21 protein-coding genes are annotated in these 26,013 nt (G+C 70.3%); 12 read left to right on the forward strand and 9 right to left on the reverse strand.

What is annotated here, in order from left to right:
• Position 1: 1 nt before the first annotated feature.
• From KHC27_RS09430 to KHC27_RS09460, 7 genes are all read left to right on the forward strand, one after another.
• A complete protein-coding gene (locus tag KHC27_RS09430; RefSeq protein ID WP_213338290.1) occupies positions 2-655 on the forward strand; it encodes a HEAT repeat domain-containing protein in 654 nt (217 codons plus the stop codon).
• Positions 652-1,485 (forward strand): CheR family methyltransferase, encoded by an 834-nt coding sequence (locus KHC27_RS09435; RefSeq protein WP_213338291.1) that lies wholly within the window; start codon positions 652-654, stop codon positions 1,483-1,485. The genes KHC27_RS09430 and KHC27_RS09435 overlap by 4 nt, the downstream gene beginning before the upstream one ends.
• Positions 1,478-1,879: a response regulator gene (locus KHC27_RS09440; protein ID WP_213338292.1), complete on the forward strand. Its 402-nt coding sequence runs from the start codon at positions 1,478-1,480 to the stop codon at positions 1,877-1,879. The genes KHC27_RS09435 and KHC27_RS09440 overlap by 8 nt, the downstream gene beginning before the upstream one ends.
• Positions 1,876-3,792: a chemotaxis protein CheA gene (locus KHC27_RS09445; protein ID WP_343210878.1), complete on the forward strand. Its 1,917-nt coding sequence runs from the start codon at positions 1,876-1,878 to the stop codon at positions 3,790-3,792. The genes KHC27_RS09440 and KHC27_RS09445 overlap by 4 nt, the downstream gene beginning before the upstream one ends.
• A 184-nt stretch (positions 3,793-3,976) precedes the next feature.
• The gene (locus KHC27_RS09450) at positions 3,977-4,354 is read left to right on the forward strand and encodes a response regulator transcription factor (protein ID WP_213338296.1); all 378 of its coding nucleotides are present in this window, start codon (positions 3,977-3,979) and stop codon (positions 4,352-4,354) included.
• Complete coding sequence (locus KHC27_RS09455; protein ID WP_213338298.1) at positions 4,351-5,013, forward strand: chemotaxis protein CheX; 663 nt, start codon at positions 4,351-4,353, stop codon at positions 5,011-5,013. The genes KHC27_RS09450 and KHC27_RS09455 overlap by 4 nt, the downstream gene beginning before the upstream one ends.
• Positions 5,000-7,339, forward strand: a complete 2,340-nt coding sequence (locus tag KHC27_RS09460) for a PAS domain-containing hybrid sensor histidine kinase/response regulator (protein ID WP_213338300.1) — start codon at positions 5,000-5,002, stop codon at positions 7,337-7,339. The genes KHC27_RS09455 and KHC27_RS09460 overlap by 14 nt, the downstream gene beginning before the upstream one ends.
• A 33-nt stretch (positions 7,340-7,372) precedes the next feature.
• Here KHC27_RS09460 and KHC27_RS09465 read toward each other — a convergent pair whose 3' ends face one another.
• From KHC27_RS09465 to KHC27_RS09475, 3 genes are read right to left on the reverse strand one after another with little or no spacing between them, the layout of a single operon-like run.
• Positions 7,373-8,611, reverse strand: coding sequence for a M20/M25/M40 family metallo-hydrolase (locus KHC27_RS09465; RefSeq protein WP_213338302.1), 1,239 nt, complete (start codon positions 8,609-8,611; stop codon positions 7,373-7,375).
• A complete protein-coding gene (locus tag KHC27_RS09470; protein WP_213338304.1) occupies positions 8,608-10,401 on the reverse strand; it encodes a hydantoinase B/oxoprolinase family protein in 1,794 nt (597 codons plus the stop codon). Before KHC27_RS09470 ends, KHC27_RS09465 begins: the two co-directional genes overlap by 4 nt.
• Positions 10,402-10,410: 9 nt before the next feature.
• The gene (locus KHC27_RS09475; RefSeq protein ID WP_213338307.1) at positions 10,411-12,477 is read right to left on the reverse strand and encodes a hydantoinase/oxoprolinase family protein; all 2,067 of its coding nucleotides are present in this window, start codon (positions 12,475-12,477) and stop codon (positions 10,411-10,413) included.
• A gap of 216 nt (positions 12,478-12,693) precedes the next feature.
• On the opposite strand from KHC27_RS09475, the gene KHC27_RS09480 reads away from it, so the two are divergent.
• Positions 12,694-13,284 (forward strand): cupin domain-containing protein, encoded by a 591-nt coding sequence (locus KHC27_RS09480; RefSeq protein WP_213338309.1) that lies wholly within the window; start codon positions 12,694-12,696, stop codon positions 13,282-13,284.
• A 35-nt stretch (positions 13,285-13,319) separates the two neighbouring features.
• On the opposite strand, the gene KHC27_RS21885 is transcribed toward KHC27_RS09480, so the two are convergent.
• The 4 genes from KHC27_RS21885 to KHC27_RS09500 form a co-directional block, all read right to left on the reverse strand.
• The gene (locus tag KHC27_RS21885) at positions 13,320-15,167 is read right to left on the reverse strand and encodes an amino acid ABC transporter permease/ATP-binding protein (protein WP_281417023.1); all 1,848 of its coding nucleotides are present in this window, start codon (positions 15,165-15,167) and stop codon (positions 13,320-13,322) included.
• Positions 15,168-15,281: 114 nt separating this feature from the next.
• Positions 15,282-16,145, reverse strand: a complete 864-nt coding sequence (locus tag KHC27_RS09490; protein ID WP_213338311.1) for an ABC transporter substrate-binding protein — start codon at positions 16,143-16,145, stop codon at positions 15,282-15,284.
• A gap of 239 nt (positions 16,146-16,384) precedes the next feature.
• The gene (locus KHC27_RS09495; RefSeq protein WP_213338313.1) at positions 16,385-17,380 is read right to left on the reverse strand and encodes a succinylglutamate desuccinylase/aspartoacylase family protein; all 996 of its coding nucleotides are present in this window, start codon (positions 17,378-17,380) and stop codon (positions 16,385-16,387) included.
• 8 nt (positions 17,381-17,388) lie between these two features.
• Entirely contained in the window at positions 17,389-18,912 is a 1,524-nt protein-coding gene (locus tag KHC27_RS09500) for a 4-hydroxyphenylacetate 3-hydroxylase family protein (RefSeq protein WP_213338315.1), read from the reverse strand.
• Positions 18,913-19,191: 279 nt separating this feature from the next.
• On the opposite strand from KHC27_RS09500, the gene KHC27_RS09505 reads away from it, so the two are divergent.
• Positions 19,192-19,821 carry a MarR family winged helix-turn-helix transcriptional regulator gene (locus KHC27_RS09505; protein WP_213338317.1) on the forward strand — a complete coding sequence of 210 codons (630 nt, stop codon included), beginning with the start codon at positions 19,192-19,194 and terminating at the stop codon, positions 19,819-19,821.
• 15 nt (positions 19,822-19,836) lie between these two features.
• On the opposite strand, the gene KHC27_RS09510 is transcribed toward KHC27_RS09505, so the two are convergent.
• Positions 19,837-21,282 carry a 4-hydroxyphenylacetate 3-hydroxylase family protein gene (locus tag KHC27_RS09510; protein ID WP_246519793.1) on the reverse strand — a complete coding sequence of 482 codons (1,446 nt, stop codon included), beginning with the start codon at positions 21,280-21,282 and terminating at the stop codon, positions 19,837-19,839.
• 112 nt (positions 21,283-21,394) lie between these two features.
• Here KHC27_RS09510 and KHC27_RS09515 point away from each other — a divergent pair, with 112 nt between their 5' ends.
• The 3 genes from KHC27_RS09515 (at position 21,395) to KHC27_RS09525 (ending at position 24,550) form a co-directional block, all read left to right on the forward strand.
• Positions 21,395-22,291, forward strand: a complete 897-nt coding sequence (locus KHC27_RS09515; RefSeq protein WP_213338320.1) for a polysaccharide deacetylase family protein — start codon at positions 21,395-21,397, stop codon at positions 22,289-22,291.
• On the forward strand, positions 22,288-23,199 hold the full coding sequence (locus KHC27_RS09520; RefSeq protein WP_213338322.1) for an NAD-dependent epimerase/dehydratase family protein: 912 nt from the start codon (positions 22,288-22,290) through the stop codon (positions 23,197-23,199). The genes KHC27_RS09515 and KHC27_RS09520 overlap by 4 nt, the downstream gene beginning before the upstream one ends.
• A gap of 178 nt (positions 23,200-23,377) precedes the next feature.
• Positions 23,378-24,550 (forward strand): M20 aminoacylase family protein, encoded by a 1,173-nt coding sequence (locus KHC27_RS09525; protein WP_213338324.1) that lies wholly within the window; start codon positions 23,378-23,380, stop codon positions 24,548-24,550.
• Between the two features lie 94 nt (positions 24,551-24,644).
• Here the strand turns inward: KHC27_RS09525 and KHC27_RS09530 are convergent, their stop codons facing one another.
• Positions 24,645-25,796: a GGDEF domain-containing protein gene (locus KHC27_RS09530; protein WP_213338326.1), complete on the reverse strand. Its 1,152-nt coding sequence runs from the start codon at positions 25,794-25,796 to the stop codon at positions 24,645-24,647.
• Positions 25,797-26,013 lie beyond the last annotated feature (217 nt).

A 26,013-nucleotide genomic window follows, 5' to 3' on the forward strand; every position in this document is an offset into this window, starting at 1 on the left:
GATGCCGCTGATCCGCCCGAAGGCCGCCGGCGCGCCGGCATCGTCCCCCGATCCCCGGACCGCGCCGGATGTCGCCGCCCTGAAGGCCGCGCTGCAACACGGCACGCCGGACGCGCGCCGCGCCGCCGCACGCGCCCTTGCCGGCGTGCCGGAAGCGGCGGGGCTGCTGGCGGCGGCGCTGGCGGGAGAAGAAGACATCCGCGTGCGGGAGGCGATCTTCACCGGGCTCGCCGGGCTCGGCACCGGGGAATGCGCCGACCTCCTGCTTGCCCTGCTGCGGTCGCCGGATGCCGGGCTTCGCGGCGGCGCGCTGGACGCGCTGGCGGCGATGCCCGCCCGGCTGCCGGCCCGGCTTCCCGCCCTGCTGCGCGACGACGACCCGGATGTGCGGCTGCTCGCCTGCGGGCTCGCGCGCGTCCTCGCCTCGGACGAGGCGACCGCGCTGATGTGCGCGGTGCTGGAACGCGAGGCCGAGCCCAATGTCTGCGCCGCGGCGGTGGACGTTCTCGCCGAGCTGGGCGAACCGCAGGCCCTGCCGGTGCTGGCGCGCTGCGCCGCGCGGCCGGGCGCCCCGGCGTTCCTCGTCTTCGCGACCGGGATTGCCATGCGGCGCATCCGTGCGGCGTCCGACCGGGCGGGCGAGGCCGGCGCGTGAACGAGGACGAATTCCGGCGGCTGTGCGACTTCATCTACCGGCGCACCGGCATGGTGTTCACCGAGGCCAGGCGCTATTACGTCGAGCGGCGGGTCACCGAGCGCCGGTCCGCCACGAACACGGCCTCGTTCGCCGCCTATTTCGCCCGCCTGCGCCGCGACCTCGACGGCGAGGTGGAGCAGTTCATCAACGCCTTCACCGTCAACGAGACCTATTTCTTCCGCGAGGAGCACCAGCTTCGCTGCCTCTCCGGCGACCTGCTGGCCCGGCGCATCGAGGCCCGCCCGGCGGGGCGGCCGCTGCGCATCTGGTCGGTGCCGTGCTCGACCGGGGAGGAGCCTTACTCCATCGCCATCTGGCTGCTGGAAAACTGGCCGATGGTGGATGCGTTCGAGATCGAGATCGTGGGCTCCGACATCGACACCCGGGTGATCGAGGCCGCGCGGGCCGGCCATTTCGGCCGGCGCGCCCTGATGCGGCTGTCCGAGCCGCTGATCGCGAAGTATTTCGAGCCGGAGGGCCCGGAGAGCTGGCGGATCATTGCGGAACTGCGCAATTCGATAGATTTTACCACGGTCAATCTCGTCGATGCCGCCGGCATGCGGGCCCACGGCGTGTTCGACGTGATCTTCTGCCGCAACGTCCTGATCTATTTCGATGATGCCTCGCGCCGCATCGCCGCGGAAAACCTGTACGACAACCTGATGCCGGGCGGCTTCCTGTGCCTCGGCCACAGTGAATCCATGAGCCGGATATCGCCCCTGTTCGACGTGTGTCGCTATGCCGACGCGATCGTCTATCAACGGCCGCGGGAGCCGCGCCATGGCTGAGGCGGAGCCCATCCGGTCCGGCCGGCGCGTGCTGGTGATCGACGACGCCAGCCTGGTGCGGCTGTACTACCGCCAGTTGCTGGAGGACGACGGCTTCGTCGTGGAAGAGGCGCTGAACGGGCTGGAGGCGCTGGAGGCGCTGCTGGTCGGTCCGTTCGACCTGCTCATCGTCGACGTCAACATGCCGCGCATGGACGGGCTGACCTTCCTCAGGACCCTGCGGCGCCTGACCTCCGCCGCCGCCGCCATTCCCGCCCTCGTCACCAGCACCGAGGCGGCGGCGCAGGACAGGGAGGCGGCCCGGGCGGCTGGCGCCAATTTCTATCTCGTCAAGCCGCTGGAGCCGGAGGTCCTCACCCTCCACGCCCGTCTCATGTGCGGGGTGCCGGCGTGAACGAGTTCATCGAGCAGTTTCTCATCGAGGCGCGCGAACTCGTCGAGCAGGGCACGGCGGACCTGCTGGCGGCCGAGCAGCACCCGGACGACGCCGAGGCCGTGGCGGGCGCCTTCCGGGCATTCCATACGCTGAAGGGCGCCGCCGGCATCATCGATTTCGCGGCGATGGCCCGCGCCCTGCACGCCGCCGAGGACGCGCTGTCGGCGGTTCGCAGCGGCGCGCGCCCGCTCGACCGCGATCTTACCGGGCGCTGCCTGTCCTGCCTCGATCAGGTGGTGGCGTGGCTCGATCTGATCGCGCAGAGCGGCGAGCCGCCCGCCGACGCGGAAGCGGCGGCCGACTCCCTCGTCGCGCTGTTCGCGCCGGATCCGCCCCCGGCCAACGGCCCGGACCGGCCGACCGGGCAGCCCGATCCCGTCCCCGCCGCGTCGGCCGTCTCCGAGGCGGTGGACGCCCTCCTCGCCGCGCAGGCCGCCCTGCTGCGGGGACCGCGCGACGAGGGCTTCGAGGGGCGCGCGGCCGCCGCGCTGGCCACGGCGGTCAACGTGCTCCGGGCGGCGGGCGAGGGTGATGCCGCGGCCGAGCTGGAGCGGCTGGCGCAGGCGGGCGCCGGTGTCGCCGACCTCGTCCGCGCCATGCGGCGGGCCTCTCCCGAGGCCGACGGCCTGCCGGCCCCGGCGCCGGCGGCGGCGCGGTCCCCGCAGCAGGGCGGCCTGCGCGGCGAGGAGGCCGCGGCGGATTCCGGCGCCCGCTCGCTGCGGGTCGATATCGGCCGGGTCGATGCGCTGGTGCGGCTCGCCGGCGAGTTCACCGTGCTGATGAACGCCGCCGGCCATGCCGCCGCGCTGGCCGAGCGGGGGGAGGGGCGGGCGCTCGCACCCCTGCTGAAGCGGCAGCATGGCGCGCTGGAGCGGCTGGTGGACGCATTCCAGCATGCCGTGCTGGCCCTGCGGGTGCTGCCGCTCCGCCACGTCTTCCAGCGTTTTCCCCGGCTGGTGCGGGACATGGCGCAGGCGCTGGACAAGCCTCTGCGCCTCGTCATCGAAGGCGAGGCGACCGAGGCGGACAAGGCGATCGTCGAGGCGCTGTTCGAGCCGCTGCTGCACATCCTGCGCAACGCCGCTGACCACGCCATCGAGCCCGCCGCCGCCCGCCGCGCCGCCGGCAAGCCGGAGACCGGCCTCGTCGTCCTGCGGGCCCGTCGCGAGGAGGACCGCCTCGTGGTCGAGGTGGAGGACGATGGCGGCGGTCTCGACACCGCCCGCATCCGCGCGGTGGCCGCCGCGCGGGGCGTCGCGAGCCCGGAGGCCCTCGCGGCGCTGACGGAGGAGGAGGCCGGCGACCTCGTTTTCGCGCCCGGCTTCTCCACGCGGCCCGACGTCACCGATTATTCCGGCCGCGGCGTCGGCATGGACGCGGTGCGGGTGGCGGTGGAGCGGCTCGGCGGCCGGGTGGCGCTGCGCAGCCGGCCGGGGCTCGGCACGCGGGTGCGGCTCGACCTGCCGGTCAGCATCCTCAAGACCGAGGTCATGACCGTGGAGGTGGGCGGGCAGGTGCTCGGCCTGCCGCTCGACGTGGTGGTGGAGACCACCCGCATCCCGCGCGCCGCGCTTGCCCGCATCGGTGCCGCCCGGGCCTTCGTCTGGCGCGGGCGCACCGTGCCGCTTCTCGACCTCTCGGGCGTTCTCGAGGCGGAAGGCTCAACGGAACGCTCGTCCGAGGCGCTCGTCGTCGTTACCCTGGTGGCCGGCGCCTATGGCGGGCTGGAGGTCGGCCGGTTCGGCGAGCGCATGAGCGTCATGCTGCGGCCGATGGAGGGCCTGCTCGCCGGCCTGCCGTGCCTTGGCACCACGCTTCTCGGCGACGGCCGTGTTCTCATCGTGCTCGACCTTCATGAGCTTCAGCTATGACCGTGCATGGCAAGGCCGACGGCACCACCCTCCTCTCCGGCGCTGGAGAGGGGCGGGCGGCAGACGCCGTTGCCGCCCGCCACGCTGCCCCCCCAGCCGGGACCGCCGCCTGGGGCGGCGCGGGCCCGACCGGCGCATCCGATGATCCCAACCGCGGCGAGCCCGCCTTTCGGAGCCTTCCTTCATGACGTTTCAGGTCCTCATCGTCGACGACAGCAAGCTCGCCCGCATGGCGATCGCCAAAGCGATGAACAATCTGCAGCCCGGCTGGACCCGTGTGGAGGCGGCGAACGCCGACGACGCGCTCGCCCTCGCCCGCAGCCAGACCTTCGACATCGCCCTGCTGGACTACAACATGCCCGGCCGCGACGGGCTGCAGCTCGCGGGCGAACTGCGCGATCTCTCCCCCGGCATCGCGCTGGCGCTCATCTCCGCCAACCATCAGCGCGAGGTGGTCAGCCAGGCGCATGAGGTGGGGGCGATATTTCTCTCCAAGCCCTTGACCCAGGAGGCGCTTGGCCAATTTCTAAGCGAGGTCCAGCAGTCCAAGAGGTCGATGTGAGCGACCAGAGCCGCCTTGTCCTCAGCGAGCTGCAGATCGACGCGTTGACGGAGCTCGTCAACATCGGCGTCAGCCGGGCCGCGGCCAGCCTGCGGGACCTCGTCAGCCGGCAGGTGCTGCTCTCCGTGCCCCGCGTGACGCTGGTGAGCCGGGCCGACGCCATCGCGATTCTGGGCGCCACCGAGGAGCGCGGCCTCGTCGCGGTCCATCAGCTGTTCGAGGGCGACATCACCGGGCGGGCCCTGCTGATATTCCCCGAGATCAACAGCCTCGAACTGGTGCGGGCCGTCACCGGCGGCATGCTGCCGCTGGAGGATATCATCGAGCTGGAGCAGGAGGCGCTGGCGGAGACCGGCAACATCATCCTGAACGGCTGCCTCGCGACCATCGCCAACATGCTGCACCGCAGCCTCAAGATGTCGCTGCCGGAAATCCTGCGCGGTCACGGCCGCGATCTCTTCGAGCTGGCGCCGCCGCCGGTGGGGGGCGACGTCGTTCTGTTCCTCTACATCAATTTCGCGGTGCACGAACGCGACATTCGTGGCTACATCGCGATGCTGATGGATTTGCCCTCGCTGGAAGCGCTGCGGGGACTGCTGGACGAATTCATCGAGCGGGTTGCAGGCGGAGCGGTGCCCGAGGCGAATGCCCCTGTTTGACGATGATCTCGCGCGCATGCTCATCGACGAGCTGGACGGTGGCGTCATCGTCGTCGACCGGGAGCGGCGTGTCCTCATCTGGAACCGGTGGATGGCCGCGGCGACCGGAAAGCCGGCTTCGGCGTGTCTCGGCCGGCCGCTGGACGACCTGTTCGCCGACACGCCGGCGCGACTCTGGGCGGCGCTCAGGGAGGCCTTTTCCGCCGGCACGGCGAGCCTTCTCACCCATTCGCTGCATGCGGCCGTGTTTCCCTTGCGCACCCGCGCCGGTCTCGAACTGGTCCACAACGCCTCGGTCCGCCCGCTGGGGCCGAAGCCGCACGACACCTGCCTGATCCAGCTCGTCGACGTCACCGCCAGCGCCAACCGCGAGCGGGTGCTGCGGCAGCGCCAGAACGCGCGCTACCACGCCGTGGTGGACAGCGCGCTCGACGCGATCCTGACGCTCGATGCCGATGGCGTGATCCAGCTCGCCAACCCCTCCGCCGCCGGCCTGTTCGATCGGCCCGCCGAGGACCTCGTCGGCGTGACGCTGTCGTCGCTGCTGCAGGAGCATGGCGCCTGGCGCACGGCCTGGGAGCGGGTGCTCGGCGGCGACCCGCTGACCCGGCCGGTCGAGGTGGAGGCGCGGCGCCGGGACGGGTCGGCGAGCTTCCTGGAGCTCACCGCCTCCCGCTGGACCAGCGATGCGCGCTACTTCGTCACCGCGATCCTGCGCGACGTCAACGAGCGCAAGGCGGCCGAGGCCGAGCTGCGCGGCCTCAACATGACGCTGGAGCGGCGGGTGGCCGAGCGCACCGCCGAGCGCGACCGGATGTGGCGGCTCTCGACCGACATCATGGTGGTCGCCCGGCTCGACGGCGTCATCAAGGCCACCAACCCGGCCTGGACCCACCTTCTGGGCTGGGAGGCCGGCCAGTCCGGCGGCGCCCCTCTGGTCGATTTCGTCGCGCCGGAGGACCGCGAGCGCTTCCGCGGCATTCTCGACGCGCTCGGCCGGGAGACCCTGCCGCAGCGTTTCGCGCTCCCGCTGCGGACGCGCGAGGGCGGGCTGCGGTGGATCGAATGGAGCGCGGTGGCCGCCGACGATCTGCTGCAGGCGGTGGGCCGCGACATCACCGCCCAGCGCGAGGCCGAGAGCACGCTGCGCCGCACCGAGGCCGCCCTGCGGCAGGCGCAGAAGATGGAGGCGGTCGGCCAGCTCACCGGCGGCATCGCCCACGACTTCAACAACATGATGACCGGGGTGATCGGCGCCATCGACATCATGAAGCGCCGCATTGCCGCCGGCCGGCTCGACGACCTCGACCACTTCATGACCGCCGCCTCGTCCTCGGCGCAGCGCGCGACGGCGCTGACGCAGCGCCTGCTCGCCTTTTCGCGCCGGCAGTCGCTGGATTCACGCCCGGTCGACATCAACGCGCTGGTCGGGTCGCTGGAGGACCTGCTCCGCCGCACCATTGGCGAGTCGGTGCGGCTGGACACCCGGCTCGATCCCGCGCTGTGCTGGGCGACCGCCGACGCCAACCAGCTCGAAAGCGCGATCCTCAACCTCGCCATCAATGCCCGCGACGCGATGCCCGGGGGCGGCCAGCTCACGGTGACGACGCGGCAGCAGAGCTTCACCGCGCTCGATGTGCTGGCGACGCACGAGCTGAAGCCGGGCCGCTACATCGTCATCGCCGTCGCCGATACCGGCAGCGGCATGGCGCCGGAGGTGCTGAACAAGGTGTTCGAGCCGTTCTTCACCACCAAGCCGGTGGGGCAGGGCACCGGCCTCGGCCTGTCGATGGTCTATGGCTTCGCCCGCCAGAGCAACGGGCATGTCGAGATCCGCAGCGTCCCCGGACAGGGCACCACGGTCGAGCTGTATCTGCCCGTCGCCGAGGCGCCCGCCCCGCCCCGGCCGGAGCCGCCGGCGGTGGCCTTCGAGGGCGAGGGGCAGACCGTGCTGCTGGTGGAGGACGATGAATCCGTGCGCCTGCTGGTGGCCGACATCCTGCAGGAACTCGGCTATGCATCGGTCGTCACCGCCGAGGCACAGTCCGCCCTAAGGGAGCTGTCCGCCAATCGCGACATCCAGCTCATGATTTCGGATGTCGGCCTGCCGGGGATGAACGGGCGGCAGCTTGCGGAGCTGGCGCGGCGGGAGCGGCCCGACCTCGCGATCCTGTTCCTCACCGGCTATGCCGAGGATGCGGTGATGCGCTCGGAATTCCTCGGCCCCGGCATGGCGATGATGACCAAGCCCTTCGCCATAGAGGCGCTGGCGACCAAGATCCGGGAGATGATCGCCGCGCCCGCCCGCCGCGCCGTCTGCCCGTGAGGGGCCGGCGTGCGGCGACGTGTGCCGGGACGCTCAGGCCGTGAGATAGTCGAAGGCGGTGAGGGTGAAGATCTCGCCCAGCGCGACCAGCTCGTCGATCATCACATGCTCGTCGGCCGCGCCCATGTTGTACGCCGTGGGGCCGCAGACCACCGTGGGAATCCCGGCGCCGCGATAGTGGCGGGCGTCGGAGGCGCCGACCCGCATGTTGAGCGCGGGGGTGATGCCGAGCACCGCGCGGCAATTGGCCGAGAGCCGGCCGATCACCTCGTGGTCGGGGTCGGTCCAGCTCGGCTCGTAGCGCCGGGTGATCGCGACCTCGACGCCGTGCCGGGCGGCGAGCCGGGTGATCTCCTCCTCCACCCGCGCAACGCTGATGCCGACCGGGAGCCGCACATCGGCGGTCGCCTCGGCGTGGTCGGCGATGAGGTTGGAGAGCCGGCCGCCGGCGATGGTGCCGAAGGTGATGGTGACCCGCCGCAGCACGTCGCTTTCGCCGGCCCCCGACAGTGCCTCGGAGGCGGGCGAGGCGGCGGCGATGGCGTCCAGCACCCGCGCCGGGGCCTCGACGGGCAGGTCGCGGATCGTCCGCAGCGCCGCGATGGCGTCGATCAGCTTCTCGATCGCGCTCTCGCCCCGGTGCACATGGGCGGCGTGGGCGGCGCGGCCGCGGGCGGAAAGGGTGAGCCAGATCAGCCCCTTCTCGCCGAAGCGCAGCACCCGCGGCGAGCCGGCGTCGGCGCTGATCATGGCGTCGCCGCGGGCGTGGGGAACGGTGTCGAGCAGCCGCTTCGAGCCGAGCACGCCCATGGTTTCCTCGTCGCCGGCGAAGGTGGCGACGACCTCGCCCGGCAACGCCGCGCGGTGGGCGGCGAGGTGGCGCAGCGCGAACAGGATGGCGGCGAGGCCGCCCTTCATGTCGGAGACGCCGAGCCCGTACAGCCGGCCGTAGCGCGCCTCGCCGTCCGGGTCCGCCGACCACGCCGCGCGGTCCCCCAGCGGAAAGGTGTCCATATGGCCGTTGAAGACCAGCCGCCGGCCCGGCCGGCCGCCCCGCAGGCGCAGCACGAGGTTCATCACATGGCCGGCGCCGGGGTGGCGCTCGATCTCGATGGCGGGGGTGTCGGCGAGGATGGTGGCCACTTCCGCGGCCATGGCGTTGGTGTCGCCGGGCGGGGTTTCGCTGCGCGTCGCCAGCAGCCGCCGGGTGGTAGCGACGAGGCGCTCGCCATCGGCCCGCGTCGCCTGCGCCAGAAGCTCCCTTACCGTCATGGCGCCTCGCAGCCTGCCCGGAGCGCGGCGGTCGCCGCGCCGTCGACCGCGAGGTCGGCGGTGAGCGCGACGCGGTAGACCTCGCGGGCACGCGCCGGGCTCACCCAGCCCTCGGCGACGTCCAGCGCCACCCGGGCGGGATCGCGGGTTTCCGGCGCGCCATAGCCGCCGCCGCCATTCGACAGCGAGACGACCCGCTGGTCCACCCGCACATGGACGTGCTCGGAGGTGGAGAGCGGCACCACCTCGCCGGCGTCGGATTCCAGATACTGCGCGGCCGGCCGGGCGTTGCCGCCGCCCCGGGTGCCGAGCGAGGGATTGACCGTGCCGTCGCTGCAGAAGCCGAGCTCGAAGTCGCAGTCGATGGGCCGGAACGCGGTCATGATGCCGGGCGCGCCACGGAAGGCGCCGGCACCCTCGCTGTCGGTCAGGATCTTGCGGGTCTCGATCATCATCGGGTGCAGCATCTCGTCGATCTCGATGCTGTCATAGAAGGGCATGCCGGCATTGCCCATGCAGAACAGCGAGAGCCAGCCATCCTGCACCGGCGTGCCCGGTCCGCCGCCCGCGGCGAGGATCACCTCGTTGACGAAGGCGTGGCCGTTGCGCGGGTCCCGGCCGGAGATGACGCCGGCCGATGGCGGCAGCGCGGCGCCGCCCTCCGCCATGCCGACGCTGGGGTCGATGGTGGCCATGGCGAGCTGCACCGCGTTGGAGACGCGATCGCCGAGATTGGTGGTGGCGACCGAGGTGGAATGGGGGTGGCGCGGAATGCCGACCACGCAGTTCTCGCGCAGCCGCACCTCGATCCGCCGCAGGCTGCCGGCATTGGGCGTGACCGGGCGCGGCAGGCTGTTGAGCACCCCCACCAGCGCGGCGGTGCGGGCGCAGGCGTGGCTGAGGTTCACGCCGACCGGCAGGCAGTCGATATTGTCGGTGAGGTCGACCACGATGCGGCCGGCCGCGGCGTCGATGGTGACGTCGGCATTGGCGCGGATGCCCTCCGCCGGCGTGCCGGGCAGCGGGTCGTGGGTGCAGGTGCCGCGGGCCTTGCCGGAACGGATGGTGGAGATGACCTCGACCATCTGCCGCTCGGTGACGTCGAACCACTGGCGGGCGTGCTCGGTCAGCGCGTCCCAGCCGAGTTCGCGGCCCATCCGCATGATCTCGCGCTCGCCGATCCGGGCGGCGCCGACCATGGCGAGGTAATCGCCGCGCCACTGCTCCGGCACCCTTATGCGCATCAGGCACATGTTGATGATGTCGCGGTTGTCGACATAGTCGGACTGCACCTTCACCGCCGGGAAGATGAGCGCGCCTTCCTCATACACGTCGCGGGCATTGCCCATGTAGGTGGTCGGCAGCGAGTTGCCGCAATCCGCCTGGTGCGCCTTGGCCACCACGGTGAAGCGGTGGACGTCGTCGTCGTCGAACACCGGCACCAGGATGGTGTGGTCGGCGGCGTGCGAATTGCCGTGATAGGGCGAGTTGTGGAGGAAGGCGTCGCCGCGCTTCACCTCCGGGTGGATGTCCAGCATCGCCCGCGCCATCAGGTCGGCGCCGCCGATGACGTGGATGGGGTAGCTGTCGGCGGCGGTCAGCAGCTCGCACCCGGCCGTCACCAGCGCGCAGGAGAAATCGCGCGCGGTGTTGATGACGCCGGAGCGGGCGGTGCGCAGCAGGGTGTTCGCCATCTTGCGGGTCACGCCGTCGAAGCGCTTCTGCATGATGGCGAGCTTCACCCCGTCGAACGGGGTGGAGGGGGTGGAAACCGGGGCCTCGAGGGTCATGTCCTGCTCCTACGCCGCGCTGTGGACGACGAGATGGCCGCCCGGCCGCCGCACCGCGCGGGCGCCGGGGTTGATGACGATGGTGGTGAAGTTGCTGTCTACGATGGCCGGCCCGTGCAGCTCGGTGTTCTCCGGCAGGTGCTCCAGCCGGTAGGCCGGGGCCTCGACGAGGCCGGTCTCGCGGAAGAACATCGGGCGGTGCGACACCGCCCCGGCCGCCTGCGCCTCGTCGCCGAGGCGGATGGAGGTGGGATCGGACAGCCGGCAGCGGGCAAGGGCGCGCCAGCTCATGATCTCCACCGCGTCGCCGTCGTCGCGGAAGGAGAACAGGTCGGTGTGGCGGGCATGGAAATCGGCGATCAGGGCGGCGACGTCGTCCTCGGTGTCGAATCGCGCGCCGCGCAGCGGCACCTCGATCTCCCAGACCTGCGAGGGGTAGCGGGCCTCGATCGACAGGTCGATCCGCCGGTCGCGCGCGGCGGGGCCGGCCTTGTCGAAGAAGGCCTGCGCCCGGCCCACCAGCTCCGCGAGAAGTGCGTTGGCGCGGTCGCGGTCGAAGGCGGTGGTCTTCATGAAGCCGATGCTCGAATATTCCGTCGTCAGCTCCGACATCATCGCGCCCGCCGCGCTCAGCGCCGCGCCGACATCGGGGAACACGATGGTGTCGCAGCGCAGCCGGCGGGCGATCAGCACGGCGTTGATGCCGGCGGCGCCGCCGCCCCCGATCATCACCGTGTCCTGCGGGTCGATGCCCTGCTTCACGGTGATGTCCTCGATGGCGTTCACCATGCCCTCGGTGGTGAGGTCGAGGATGGCGAGCGCCGCGTTCTCCACGGAAAGGCCGAGCGGGGCGGCGACGTCGCGGCGGATCGCCTCGCGCGCGGCCTCCAGCGCCAGGCTCATCTGGCCGCCGAGGAAGAAGGCGGGGTCGATATAGCCGAGCACCACCGCCGCGTCGGTGACGGTGGGGCGGGTGCCGCCGCGGCCATAGCACACCGGCCCGGGGGTCGAGCCGGCGCTTTCCGGGCCGACCTGGAGCAGGCCGGCGCTGTCGACCCGGGCGATGCTGCCGCCGCCGGCGCCGACGCTCTTCACGTCGACCGAGGGAAAGCCGGTGAGGTTGCCCTGGTAGATCGGTCCCAGCCAGGTTTCGCGGGTCCACGGCAGGGCGCCGTCCTTGACCAGCGAGACGTCATAGGTGGTGCCGCCGGCATCGGTGACGATCGCGGTGGAGGCGCCCTCGATCCCGGCGAAATGCCGCCCGGCGACCGGCGCCATGGCGGGGCCGGAGTTGAGGGCGAGGATCGGGCGCTCGGCGAGGTCGGCGACGTCGACCAGCCCGCCCTGCGAGGTGACGGCGAAGATCTGGCCCCTGAGGCCGCGCTCTTCCAGCCGCTGCTTCAGGGTGCGGAGATAGTCGCTCATGATCGGCTTGAGCGAGGCGTCGATGGCGCAGGAGGAGGTGCGGCGATATTCCCGCACCGTCGGGTTGAGCTTGTGCGACAGGGTGTAGGGAACGCCCGGCAGATGCTGTTCCAGCAGCTCTGCCAGACGCAGCTCGTGCGCGGGATTGACGATCGACCAGATCAGCGAGACCGCCACCGCCTCCACCTGCCGGGCCTTGAGGTTCTCGAGGATGGCGAGGGTGGCCTCCTCGTCGAGGGGGCGGTGGACGCGGCCGTCGGCCCAGACGCGCTCGGGAACCTCGAAGGTCAGCGAACGCGGCACATAGGGCGCGGGGTAGGGGGTGCGGTAGTTGAAGGGATCGGTGCGGCCGCCCTCGCGGATCAGCAGGATGTCGGGGTGACCCTCGGTGACGAGCAGCGCGGTGCGGGCCGCCTTGCCGGTGACGACGGCATTGATGGCGCGGGTGGTGGAGTGAAACAGGATCTCCGTCTCGGCCAGCAGGTCGGGCACGGCGACCCCCCGCGCCGCCGCCGCCAGCTCGATGGCGCCCAATATCCCGCCGATCGGGTCGGGATAGGTGGTGGGCGACTTGAACATGGTCGCGGCATGGCCGGGAACATCGACCATCAGGTCGGTGAACGTGCCCCCCACATCGATCGACATCCGCATGATTGATCCTCTCCCTCGGCCGTCCCGCCTGTTATGCAAGTGACTTGCATATAATGCAATAAATTTTACATCCTTGCAGGATGCGATTTGGACTTGCGTTTTGCACAACCATCGAGGGTTCTGGTAAGGAGGTCGATGCGTGCCTCAGGGCCGGCCCTGACCGCACGTATCCGAAGCCGCCGCGCCGGGCGCGGGCGGAAACCGGGCAGGGGGACGATGGCGAATCTCGAGATCGGCAGTGATGACGGCCTGCCCGCGGTCGGGCCGCGCGTGCGCTATCTGCGCCGGATGCACCGGCTGCGGCTGAAGGACCTCGCGGCGGCGGCCGGCTGTTCCGAAAGCCTGCTCTCGCGCATCGAGAACTCGCTGGTGGTCCCCTCGCTCAGCACCCTGCACCGGCTGTGCAAGGCGCTGAACGTCAATGTCGCCGCCCTGCTCGATCCCAAGGAAGACGAGATCTGCACGATCTACGGGCCGAACGACCGGCCCCGCTACACCCGCGACGCCGCCGAGGAGGGCGACGGCAGCACCGCGGAGATCCTCACCCCCTTCGCCCCGCACCGTCAGCTCGAGGGGCTGCTGCTGGAGATGCCGGCGCGGGGGCCGATGTGCGGCCCGTTCCAGCACGCCGGCGAGGAGGTCGGCTATGTCCTCACCGGCGAGCTGGAGCTGATCGTCGAGGGCGAGCAGTACCGGGTGCCGACCGGCCACAGCTTCTTCTTCCTGTCCGACCGGACCCACAGCTACCGCGCCGCCGGCGAGGAGAACTGCCGCGTCATCTGGATCAACACCCCGCCCACCTTCTGAGCCGCGGCCCGGCCGGCCGGCGCGCCGCGGCCCGCTCATGCGTGGTTGACCGCCCGCAGGAAGCGCTGCGTGCGCTCATGGGTCGGGTTGTCGATCACCTGCTCGGGCGGACCCTGTTCCACCACCACGCCGCCATCCATGAAGACGACGCGGTCGGCGACATCGCGGGCGAAGCGGATTTCATGGGTGACGACGATCATCGTCATGCCGGCATCGGCCAGCTTGCGCATGACGCCGAGCACCTCGCCGACCAGCTCGGGGTCGAGCGCCGAGGTCGGCTCGTCGAACAGCATCAGCCGCGGCGAGATGGCCAGCGCCCGGGCGATGGCGACGCGCTGCTGCTGCCCGCCGGAGAGGCGGTGCGGCAGGTGGTTGACGTGGTTCTGCAAGCCGACCTCGCCGAGCAGCCGGGTGGCGAGCGCGCGGGCGACCTCCGGCTTGACGCCGAACACCCGCACCGGGGCCTCCATCACGTTTTCCAGCGCGGTGAGATGGTTGAACAGGTTGAAGTGCTGGAACACCATGGAGATGCGCGCATCGGCGCGGGCCTTGGCCAGCCGTCCGGTGGGGCGGGGCTGGCCGCCGGGCGCCATCTGGTAGCCGACGAACGCGCCGCCCACGGTGATGCTGCCCCAGTCCACCGATTCGAGGTGGTTGATGGTGCGCAGGAAGGTGCTCTTGCCCGAGCCGCTGGGCCCGAGCAGCACCACCACCTCGCCGCGGTTCACCGTGAGGTCGATGCCGTTCAGCACCTTGTTGGACCCGTATTCCTTCTGCACGTTGCGGCAGACCACCAGCGGCTCGCCGCGCGGCACGGGGTCGGCATCGGCGTTCACCAGCGTGCTGAACAGGTCGTCGGCGCGGGCCGCCGGGATGGGCTCGGCCGCCGGCCCGTCGACCGCGACCGGCGCGGGCGCCGGTTCCGCCGCCGGCTTGAGCCGGAAGCCGAGCAGGCGGGAAAGGCCGGTGTCGGTGCGCGTGTCCTTCTCGAGGTCGAAGCGCCGCTCCGCCCAGCCCTGCGCCACCGAGATGAGGCTCACCAGAATGAGGTAGATGAGCGAGGTGGCGGCGAAGACGGTGAAGAACTTGTTATTCTGCCCGACGATCTGCTGGGAGCGGAAGGTCAGCTCGTTGACGAACACGATCGAGGCGATCGAGGTCAGCTTGAGCATGCTGATGGTGTCGTTGCCGACGCCGGGCAGGATGGCGCGCATCGCCTGCGGCAGGATGATGCGGCGCAGCGCCAGGAACGGGCCCATGCCGAGCGAGGTCGCGGCCACCGCCTGGTTGCGGTTCACCGACAGGATGCCGCCGCGGATGATCTCCGCGCTGAAGGCGGCCTGATTGAGGGAGAAGCCGATGACGGCGGTGGTGAAGCTGTCGAACTTCAGCCCGACGAAGGGCAGCGCGTTGAAGATGAAGACGAGCTGCAGCAGCTGCGGCGTGCCGCGCGTGATCCAGATGTAGAACCACGATACCCCCCGCAGCAGCGCCAGCCCGGACAGCCGCATCAGCGCCAGCACCAGGCCCAGCATGAGGCCGAGCGTCATCGAGATGGCGGTGATCTGCACCGCGACCCAGGCGCCCTCCCACAGGAAGCTGGAGACGCAGTAGGACAGGAATTCCCAGAACCAGCCGAACGCCATGTGGGCATAGGGATCGACGGCGCTGAGCCCGCTCGCCATGTCCTCGATGCTCGCGCCCGACGGCGCCTGCGCCAGCACCGGGCGGGTGCCGGTGAGCAGCGACAGGGCTGCCAGCGCCACCCCGGCAACCGGCGCAAGGCCCGACGGCCGCGCCGGGGCGGGACGGTCGCCCGTGCGGGTGGCGCGGGCACGAACAATGAGGGCGCGTGCAGGGAGGGCGCTTGCAGATCGTCTCATGCCGTATGTTCCGCGGTTGGAAAAGGCGGCATCGCGCACCGCCGCGCTGCCGCAGGCCCGGGCGGGGGGCGCCCGGGCCTGCGGCGATGAAGGCGGCCGGAACGGCGCCGGCGGTTACTTGGTCCGGATTTCGACCGGAATCTGCAGCGCCGGATCGGTGTTGTACTTGGCGAAGATCTTCTTCTGCGTGCCGTTGGCCTGCATGATCTTGATGCCGTCATAGATGGCCTTGACGAGGTCGTCATTGCCCTTCTTGACGCCGACGCCGATCTGGAAGCCGCTCACGATGGAAAAGGCGCGGCTGTACTTGGTGGGGTTGGCGGCGGCCATGAAGTCGATATAGCCGAGGTCCCACAGCAGGATGTCGGTGCGGTCGCTCTCCAGCAGGCGCAGGCCGGCCGCCAGATCCTGGAACGGCATGGTGGTGATGGCCGGCTTGCCCTCCGCCTTGCAGGTTTCCTGCTGCTTCAGCGTGGCGGCCTCCTCGATGCTGCCGATGCCGTAGGCGACGGTCTTGCCGCAGAAATCGCCGAGCGAGCCAACCTTCTTCGGGTTGCCGGCCGGCACCAGCGCGCCGGTGCCCGCGCCCATATACATGACGAAGTCGATGTTCTTGGCGCGGTCGGGCTTGTAGTAGAGGTCGTCCCACATCGCGTCCATCTGGCCGGAAATGACCGCCGGCAGGATGCCCGACCAGGCGCCCAGCACGAATTCGTACTTCGCGCCGGCGCAGTCCATCACTTCCTTGGCCATGTCGACGGCGATGCCGGTGACCTTGTTGAAGTCGACGGCGTCGCGCGAGACATAGGGCGGGGTCTGCGGGTCGGCGCCGAACTTGACGGTCTTGCCGACCAGTCCGGGATATTTGGTCGCCAGCTTGGCCGGCTCGCAGGCCGGGTCCATGGCCGAGGCGGCATCGACGAGCAGCAGGCTCGCGGCGATTGCGGCTGCGAACGTGAAGGATAGGCGAACGCGCATTTCCCGACTCCGTTGTTGTCGCTGAGGCAAGCCGCTGTACCTACTGGGGCAGGGCAGCAATGGCATTTATCTCAATGCAAGTTCTCTTGCATATGGTGCAAGGAAAGCAAATCCGGTGCCAAGTCCGGCGGCGGCATTTGCCGGGTCCGGCGGGGTCGCTCCCCGCCGCCTGCCGCTTTTCTGCCCACCGCATCGGTCACGCCGCCCGCCTGCGCGCCACCGCGAGCCGATGGCGCGGTTCACAGCAGCCCGAGCGTCGCCACCCGCTCGCCCCGCGAGACGGTGCTGAGCGTGGTGGCGCGGACGAACAGGCCGTCCTCCGGTGCGCGCACCACTTCGACCTCCTCGCCATAGACGTCGAGGATCCGGCACAGCACCTGGCCGCGGGTGACGGCGGCGCCGAGCTCGACCTCGGTGAGGAGCAGCCCGCCATGGGTGGCGCGGATGCCGAGAAAGTCCCGCATCACATGGCTCTGCGCCGGCGCCTCCGGCGCGCCCGCCACCATGCCGAGCCCGCGCAGCAGGTTCAGCACGCAGCGCGCCCCGGTTTCCACCGAGGCGGCCTCCAGCCGGCCGCCCTCGCCGATCTCGAAGGTGAAGCACGGCACCCCGGCCCGCGTCGCCTCCACGCAGAGGATGCCGTCGGCGATGTACATGCCGTGCTCGCCGCGCATGATCCAGCCGGTGCCGAGCGCCTGCGCCATCTCCTCCGCCCTGGCCGCGGAAGGCCCGAGCGAGCGGTGGGGCAGAATGGCGATGGGGACATAGCGCCCGCCCCGGGTCGGGGTGTGCACGTCGAGCGCATAGTCGCAGCGGGTGATGAGGCGGAACAGCGTCGCCGCCATCACCTGCGCGATGTTGCCGTCCGCCGCGCCGGGAAAGCAGGTCCAGGCGTCGGCCGGCACCTGATCGAGCGGCGATTTCAGGAACTGCGCCAGCGGCAGGCGGTGGTCGGCCTGCAGCGCCAGCGGCTGCTGCACCGGCACGCACACGATGCTGCCGGAAAGCTCCTGCGGGTCGACCGTGGCCAGCGCCCGCGTCACCAGCGCGATGCTGTTGACCTCGTCGCCATGGATGCCGGCGCCGATATAGAGCCGGGGGCCGGGGCGCACCCCGTTGATGAGGAGCAGCGGCAGGTTCACCACCGTGCCGTCCGCCAGCTCCAGCGCCGGCAGCGACGCGCGCACGCGCTGGCCGGGAGCGACGGTGATACCTTCGATGACGAGATCCTGCATGGGAATCCTCAGAGCGTCTGCGGGGAGAGCGTGGGTGCGTCCGGCGACGCGAGATCGGGCGGGGCCGGCTCCGGCGCCGCGATGTCCGGCGTGGGGTAGCTGGCGAGCATCCTGTCCACGGCGCCGGTCGCCGCCGCCCAGTCGAAGGTGCGGTAGGCCATGCCGGTGGTCACGGTGCGGGGCCCGGAATAGAACATCTCGTACTGGGCATGGCGGGAGGCGAATTCCGAGCCCACCGCGTCCCAGGCCAGCTTGAACAGCTTCACCCGCTCCTGCGCCGACAGGCTCGGCGAATACTGGGTGCGCCGGATCAGCGGGGCGATCTCGGGATGGTCGAAATCGGCGACGCTGGACGGCAGCATCAGCATGCCGCCGCCGGAAAGCTCGCGCAGGAAGTGGATGATCTTGGGGTAGAGCAACTGCGACTGCACCTGAGCGGCGTAGATCAGGCCGGCATCGGGCAGGAAATAGGGGCCGCGATGGCGGCCCTTGGCTTCCATGCCGTAGACGAAGGCCTCGATCATGCCGACATGCCCGGCGAGTTCGCCCAGCGTCTCGCGGACCTGGGGAAAGTGGATCGTGCCGATGGTCTCGGCGATCTTGCGCGCCAGCCCGACCATGAAGCGCAGCTTCACCAGCAGGCGGATCTCGGCCTGATAGTTCTGGTAGGCATGGGCCGGCGTCTCGTGCCACTGCGCGAGCTGCGCCTTGGGATCGCGGTGCACGAAGAGGCGATCCCACGGGATCTTCACCTCGTCGAAATAGAGCAGCGCGTCGTTCTCGTCGAACCGGCTGGAGAGCGGGTAGTCGAAGCCGGAGGTCGCGGCGCCTTCATAGGAGCGGCGGGAGAGCAGCTTCATGCCGGCAAGGTTCATCGGCACGGCGGCGGTGAAGGCGTAGCGTCCCTCGTCCTCCCGGAGCGGGCGCAGCGTGGTGACCAGCACCTCGTTGGAGAGCACCGCGCCGGTGCCGAGCATCTTGGAGCCGCGCACGGTGATGCCGCCGGCATCCTCGTCGACGATGGCGACGGCGAGGTCGGCATTGCCTTCGGCGCTGGTGGCGCGGGAGCGGTCGCCCTGCGGGTCGATGATGACATAGGAGAGATAGAGGTCGCGGTCGCGGGCGTAGTGGAAATAGTCGCTCACCGCGCCGGGCCGCCCGCCCGGATGTCCCTCGTAGACGTCGAGGCCCATATACATGCCGGCCAGCGTCGAGCCGACATGGTCGGGCGAGCGGCCCATGAAGCCATGGTGCAGCTCCGCCCAGGCGACCAGCGCCTCGCGGCGCAGCACAAGCTCGTCATAAGAGGTCGGCAGGTGCCAGGTGCGGCTCACGCGGGCACCGTTGCCGGCCGCAATGGTCATCTTCTCCCGGTTTTCCGGCCGGGCCTGAAAATCATACAGCGCCGCGACCGAGCGCGCCGCGTTGCGGAAAGCGGGGTGGTCCGCCACGTTCCCCACCCGCGCGCCGTCAATGAGCACGCAGCGCCCGTCATCGAGGCTGCGCAGATGGCTTTCGGCGGATTTCGACATGATTGCGTGCCTTCACCGAGGTTGATGCCGGGATAATTGATAAGTAACTTAGCTATGTCAATTATCGAAATATGGGCAGGCTGCCTTCCAAACGGGCAGGGTACGGGCTTGCGCGGAGGGCGGCGTGGGTCATACCCATCCGGCTCGGGCGGCGGGCGTTCTCCGAAAGCGCTTCCGTTCACGGCACCGGGCCGCTTTCCTGCCGATCGGGTGATTCCGCCGGGCGGAACAAGGACATGGAAGCCGCCCGCGGCGGCCGAAGGTGGAGAGGGGCGAGGCATGCGAAGCGACAAGGGGGCCGGGCGCCCGCCGGGAGCGTCGGCGGATCGGGAGGCCGAGGCGCCGGCCGTGCCGGCCTCGCCCGGGCAGCCCGGCGCGCGACCGGCCGCCGCTCCGCCCTTGACCACCTCCCGGCCGGAGCTTCTGCCGGACGGCAGCGACCTGCGCTTCCGCGAGCTGGTGCGCGATCTCGTCGATTTCTCCGCCCGGCTTCAGGAAATCCGCGAGGGCATCGCCCGGGCCATGGGCGTCACCCCGCCGCAGTACAACATCCTGATGACGCTCTCGCAGCTCGGGGCCGACGTCACCGTGGCCGACGTCACCGTGGGCGACCTCGCCGAGCGGCTGCGCGTGAGCGTGCCCTTCGTCGTCACCGAGACCCGGCGGCTGGTGGCGCTGGGCCTGCTGGAGAAGCGCCCCGACAAGGTCGACCGCCGCCGGGTGATGCTGCTGCTGACCGCGCGGGCACGGGCGCTGCTGCACGACATCGCGCCGCTGCAGGTGAGCGTCAACGACGTGCTGTTCAGCTCGCTGGGCCCGCACGACCTCGGCGAACTGACGCGGCTGACGCGCGGCCTGCTCGCCTCCTGCGCCGGGGCGCTGGCGAAAACCCGGCTGCCGCCGTCGTGAGCGGATCGGTCAGCCTCACCCCGCCGCCGGCGCCAGCGCCGCGTCGAGCAGCCGCCGCGCCCCGGCCCAGTCGAAGGTGCGGAACATGTGGGCGTGGTTCACATAGGACGCGCCGCCGTAGAACATCTCGTACTGCAGGTGCCGCGAGGCGTATTCCGAGCCGAGCGCGTCCCAGGCGAGCTTGAACAGCCGCACCCGCTCCACCGGCTCGGCGACCGAGGAGATTTGTGTCGCCTCGACCAGCGCGCGGGTGTGCGGGCTGGTGAGGTCGCGCTCGGAGGAGGGCAGCATGATCACCCCGCCCCCGGCGAGATCGCGCACCGCCAGCACGAACTGGGGGTAGAGCTCCTGGGTCAGGGTCTGCGCGGCGTAGAGCAGGTGGGCCGACGGCACGAAATAGTCGCCGACGTGGCGGCCCTCCGCCTCCATGCCCGCCACCATGCCCTCGACCAGCGAAGCCTGCGCCGCCAGCCGGCCCAGCACGCCGCGGATCTGGGGAATGTCGAGGGAGCCGTTGATCTCGGCGATGCGGCGGGCGAGGCCGGCGAGAAAGCGCATCTTCACCATCAGCCGGATCTGCGACTGGTAGTTCTGCATCACATGGGCAGGGGTGCCGTGCCACTGCGCCGCCGCGGCCTCGATGCTGCCGCAGACGAAGACCCGGCTCCACGGCACGCGGACCTCGTCGAAGAAGACGACCGCGTCGTTTTCGTCGAAGCGGCTGGCGAGCGGCTGGTCGAACGCCGAGGCGGCGTGCTGTTCATAGGAGCGGCGCGACAGCAGCGAGACGCCGGGGTGGTTCACCGGCACGGCGAAGCTCAGCGCATAGCGCTCCTCGCCGGGCCGCAGCGGCTGGATGGTACCGACGAAAATCTCGTCCGCCATCACCGCGCTGGTGCCCAGCATCTTGGCGCCGCTCACCACGATGCCGTCGGCGTCCTGCGACACCAGATGCGCCACCACGTCCCGCGCCTGTTCGGAGGCGCCCTTCGCCTTGTTGGCCTGCGGGTTCTGGATGACATAGGTGACGAACAGGTCGTTCGCGCGCACATGCTCGAAATAGGCGGCGAAGGCGTCGGCCCGGGCGGCATCGAAGCCGCGCAGCACCGGCAGCCCGATCATGATGCCGCTCAGCGTGGTGGCGAGGTGATCCGGCGAGCGGCCGAGAAAGCCGAGATGGAGCGCCGACCATTCGGCAATGGCGTGGCGGCGCGCCACGAGTTCGGCATGCGAGCGCGGCAGCGACCAGGCGAGATGCACGCGGGCATCCCCGACCGGGAAGGTCACGCGCCCGGTATTGGCCGGGTCGGCCTGATGGTCGTAGAGCCGGGCGAAGGAGGCGACCGCGTTGCGGAACGCCGGGTGGGTCGTCACGTCCTCGACCGGTTCGCCGTCCAGCAGCACCCGCCGGCCGTCCCGCAGGCTCCGCACATAGCTCGCGCCGTCCCGCATCCGCATCATCGTGCCTCCGCCCGAAACCATCTCGTGGCTAACACGCCGATTGCATGTTATGCAACTGGCTTGCATGAATGGGGATGGGCGCCGCTCGGGGCGCCCGGCGAGAGGATGCTGCATGTCGCCACGCGATTTCCGGGGGTACGGCGCGTTTCCCCCGCACGCCAACTGGCCGGACGGGGCGCGGATCGCGCTCAACATCAACGTGAATTTCGAAGGCGGCGGCGAGCGCTCGATTCTGGCCGGCGACGGCGAATCCGAGAGCGTGCTCAACGATATCGGCCAGCCGGCGCTGGCCGGGCTGCGCAGCCCGCTGGTGGAGAGCGTGTTCGAATACGGCTCGCGCGTCGGCGGCTGGCGGCTGCTGCGGCTGTTCCGCGAGCGGGGCATCAAGGTCAGCCTGCTGGCGGTGGCCGCCGCCGCCGAGGCCAATCCCGACCTTGCCCGCGCCTTCGTCGCGGAGGGCCATGAGCTGGTCTCCCACGGCTATCGCTGGCTCGACTATCAGGTGATGCCGGAAGCCGAGGAGCGGGCGCATGTCCGGCTCGCCCTCGACACGCTGGAGCGGGTCACCGGCGTGCGCCCCATCGGCTGGATGACCGGCCGGCCGAGCGCCCAGACCCGCCGTCTGCTGGTGGAGCACGGCGGCATCGCCTATGACCGCGACGCATTGAACGACGAGCTGCCCTATTGGGTCGAGGTGGCGGGCCGCCCGCATCTGGTGGTGCCCTATTCCTTCGAGACCAACGACAACCGCTTCAACGAGAACAGCGGCTTTTCCTCCGGCGACGATTTCGCCCGCTACATGTGCGACTGCTTCGACGTGATGTATGCCGAGGGCGCCGTCTCGCCCCGGCTGATGTCGCTGGCGCTGCACGACCGGCTGATCGGCCGGCCGGGCCGCATCACCGGGCTGATGCGCTTTCTCGACCATGTCGCGCGCTTTCCCGATGTGTGGATCTGCACCGGCGCCGAGGTCGCCGCCCACTGGCGCCGGGAGCACCCCGCGCCATGAGCCCCCCGATCAGCCGCATCCATCTCACCGGCGCCAATGGCTTCATCGGCCGGGCCGTCCTCGCCGGGCTGCGCGCGGCGGGCCACGAGGTGTCGGGCAGCGATCTCGCCGCCGACCCGGACGCGGTGCCGCTCGACCTGCGCGACCGCGCCGCCGTGGTGGCGCTGCTGGCGGCGCAGCGGCCGGAACTGGTGGTGCATGGCGGCGCCATTTCCGGCGCCATGCTGGCGACCGATGATCCCGCGCGGATGTTCGACGTCAATGTCGCGGGCACGCTCAATGTGGCGGAGGCCATGCGGCGGGCCGGGGTGTCGCGGCTGGTGTTTCTGTCCTCAAACGCGGTCTATGCCCCCGCGCCGACCCGCGACCCCGTGGGCGAGGACGCCCCGCTCGGCGCCGCCGACGCCTATGGCGCCAGCAAGCTCGCCGCCGAGAGCGTGCTGCGCGCCTATGCCGAAAGCCACGGCATCGCCACGCTGGCGCTGCGGATTTCCTCGGTGTTCGGCCCCGGCCGGGTGACGCCCTATCTCGTCTCGCAGACGCTGGAGGCGGCGCGCCGCGGCGTGCCCATCGAGGTCACCGACGCCCGCTCCAACATGCGCCAGTTCGTCCATGTGCAGGACGTCGTCCGCGCGGTCGTGCGGGCGGTCGACGCGGTGCGGCCCGGCTTCACCCCGGTCAACATCACCGGCGGCACCTATCTCTCGGAGGAGGAGGTGGTGCGCCTGCTGCTGGCGCCGGTCGGGGTGCCGCCGCTGACGGTGATCGCCAGCCGCGGCCGGCACGATGACGGCGCGGTCGGGCCGCTCGACCTGTCCCGCGCCGCGGCGCTGCTCGGCTACCGGCCGCGCGTCGACCTCGCGTCGGCGCTGGCCGAGCTCGCCTGCCCGCCGGGCCCCCTAACCTGAGGGGCCGCTCCATCTCGTGGCGCCGTCCCGGCCGCCCGTCCCCGCCGGGCCGGGTTGAAAGGGCGGCGCCCGCCCGGCACAGTCGGCGGCGGCCCGTCGGCCGCAGGCGCCCGATGTCGTCCGGTCCCGTCCGTCCGCGCCACCCGCGCGTGTCTTTGCCGAACCCAGGAGAAAAGCCGTGCCCCTCGTCGACGAGATCGTGGAACGCCAGCGCGAGATGACCGAATGGCGGCGTGCGCTGCATGCCATGCCGGAAACCGCCTTCGAGGAGCACCGCACCGCCGCCTTCATCGCGGAGAAGCTGGAGAGCTTCGGCATTCCCCATGTCACCGGCCTCGCCGGCACCGGCATCGTCGCCACGCTGCACGGCCGGGGCGAGGGCCCGGCGATCGGGCTGCGGGCCGACATGGACGCGCTGGACATCGAGGAAACCACCAATCTGCCGTACCGCTCCACGGTGCCGGGCAAGATGCACGCCTGCGGCCATGACGGGCACATGGTCATGCTGCTCGGCGCCGCCCGCCACCTCGCCCGGACCCGCAACTTCGCCGGCACGGTGCATTTCATCTTCCAGCCGGCGGAGGAGATGGCCGGCGGCGGCAAGGTGATGGTGGAACAGGGGCTGTTCGAGCGCTTTCCGATGCAGCAGGTGTTCGGCCTGCACAACTGGCCGGGCCAGCGCTTCGGCAGCTTCTCCGGCAAGCCGGGGCCGATGCTGGCGGCGTCCGACGTGTTCGAGATCACCCTTACCGGCCGCGGCGCCCATGGCGCCATGCCGCATCTCGGCATCGACCCCATCCTCGTCGCGGCGGAACTGGTGTCGGCGCTGCAGTCCATCGCCAGCCGAACGGTCGATCCGCAGGATTCGGCGGTGGTGAGCGTCACCCAGATCCATGCCGGCGACGCCTGGAACATCATTCCCGGCGAGGCGGTGCTGCGCGGCACGGTGCGCTGCTTCCGCCCCGAGGTGCGGGCGCTGGTGGAGGCGCGGCTTCGCGCGATCACCCAGGGCATCTGCCTCGCCCACGGCGCGGAAGGCCGGGTCTGGTACGATTACCGCTACCCCCCCACGGTCAACAGCGCGGAGGAGACCGCGCTGGCGCTGGCGGCGGCCGGCGAGGTGGCGGATGGCGACGTCATCCCTGACCCCGCCTCCTCCATGGCATCGGAAGACTTCGCCTACATGCTGGAGGCGCGGCCCGGCGCCTATCTCTGGCTGGGCAGCGGCGAGGGCATCGGCCTCCACAATGCCGGCTACGATTTCAACGACGCGCTCCTGCCGGTCGGTGCCTCCTACTGGGTACGGCTGACCGAGAGCCTGCTGCGGGCGGAGAGCCTGCACAAGGCCTGACGGCGCCGCGCCCGCGCGGCGGTTCACCAGGCGGCTTCATGAGCGAACAGGACGCATCCGTGACGCACGCGCACAAGTCCTGATGCGGCGCCGTTCAGTGAAAAATGGCCTGATCCCGACCGGCCCTCTTCGCTTCGTAGAGAGCAAGATCACACCGGCGCACAATGGCCTGGAGGTCTTTCTCCATATGAGGAGCGGAAACCGTACCGCCGATGCTTACCGTACATGAGAACTGCGGATGATCCGCCAGACGGACGGTGGTCACGGCACCCCGAAGTCTCTCGGCGGCTGTTTGGGCCTCGGCCGGGCCGCCGGACAACAGCACGGCGAATTCCTCGCCTCCCACCCGGCCGAGCAGGGAGTTCGCGTCGAGGTTTGCGGCGATGGCAGCCGTGACGCCGCGCAACACTTCGTCGCCGGCCTGATGACCATAGGTGTCGTTCACCGCTTTGAAGTGGTCGAGGTCGAGGAACAGCATCGAGATGGGCTGCTCCGACAGCACGGTTTGACCGAGCCGGTCGCGGGCGGCGTCGAAGAACGCGCGGTGATTGAGAAGGCCGGTGAGGGAGTCCGTCATCGCGTCCCGGCGAAGCCGATCGTCGTCATCTTCCTTCAGCATCAGCAGGAACCCGACGCCGCCTCCGACGCAGTACATGTAGGAGACGACCAGCGCCGACATTTGTATCGCGGTCTTGTTGTCGACCGACATGCCGGCGAGCAGCCCTCCATAGCCACGTATAAGGCTGAACAGACCTACCGCCAGATACATCGCAACGATAAGCCAGACTAGGCGACTGCGCCCGCCGGCGCTCATCAGCGCGACGGCACCGGACGTGAACAACAGGCCAATCGTCGTGCTGGAAATCCCCACGAAATCGGCTCCTGTCCGAGCGACGAAGATGAAAAGCAGGGAACCGGCCACGGCAATGGCACCGGGTATGATCAGCATCAGCCATCCGGGTCGACGCAGGCGAGCGACGGTTGCGACCTCAAGCGCGAGGCCGGCGAAGGCCATGATGTTGGACATATAGGGCGACAGCCAGAGCGGCGTCTCTCCGCGGAAGCTGATCAGTAAGCATGCCGCGCCGTGCAGGCTGCGCGCCATCACAAAAAAGCGGATCGCCGCAGCTTTCCCGGCCTCCTCGCGATAGCTCAGCAGAAGAAGGCAGACCGCGACATCTGCCAAGAACATCAAGCGGAAGAGCGTGCGGATGTCGAGGGATGTAACGAACTCCGTTGGATCCATGGGAAAATCTTTATGAAGCCAATAAAGACGCGCTAGAGGCGGGCGGCATATCCGAGGCTGCCAGCGGCACAGCCGATCGCCCGCGTCTCCACGCACTGCAAAGGAGGGACGATCATGATCATCAAAGCCGAACCCGACGCCCTGGCGCAACCCAAGGCGCGCAGCGCACTCCGCACCGTCAGCTCGACGGGCCTAACGTTATCATTTCCTTAAAAAA

This window comes from Ancylobacter lacus (assembly GCF_018390635.1).
GTDB lineage: Bacteria > Pseudomonadota > Alphaproteobacteria > Rhizobiales > Xanthobacteraceae > Ancylobacter > Ancylobacter lacus.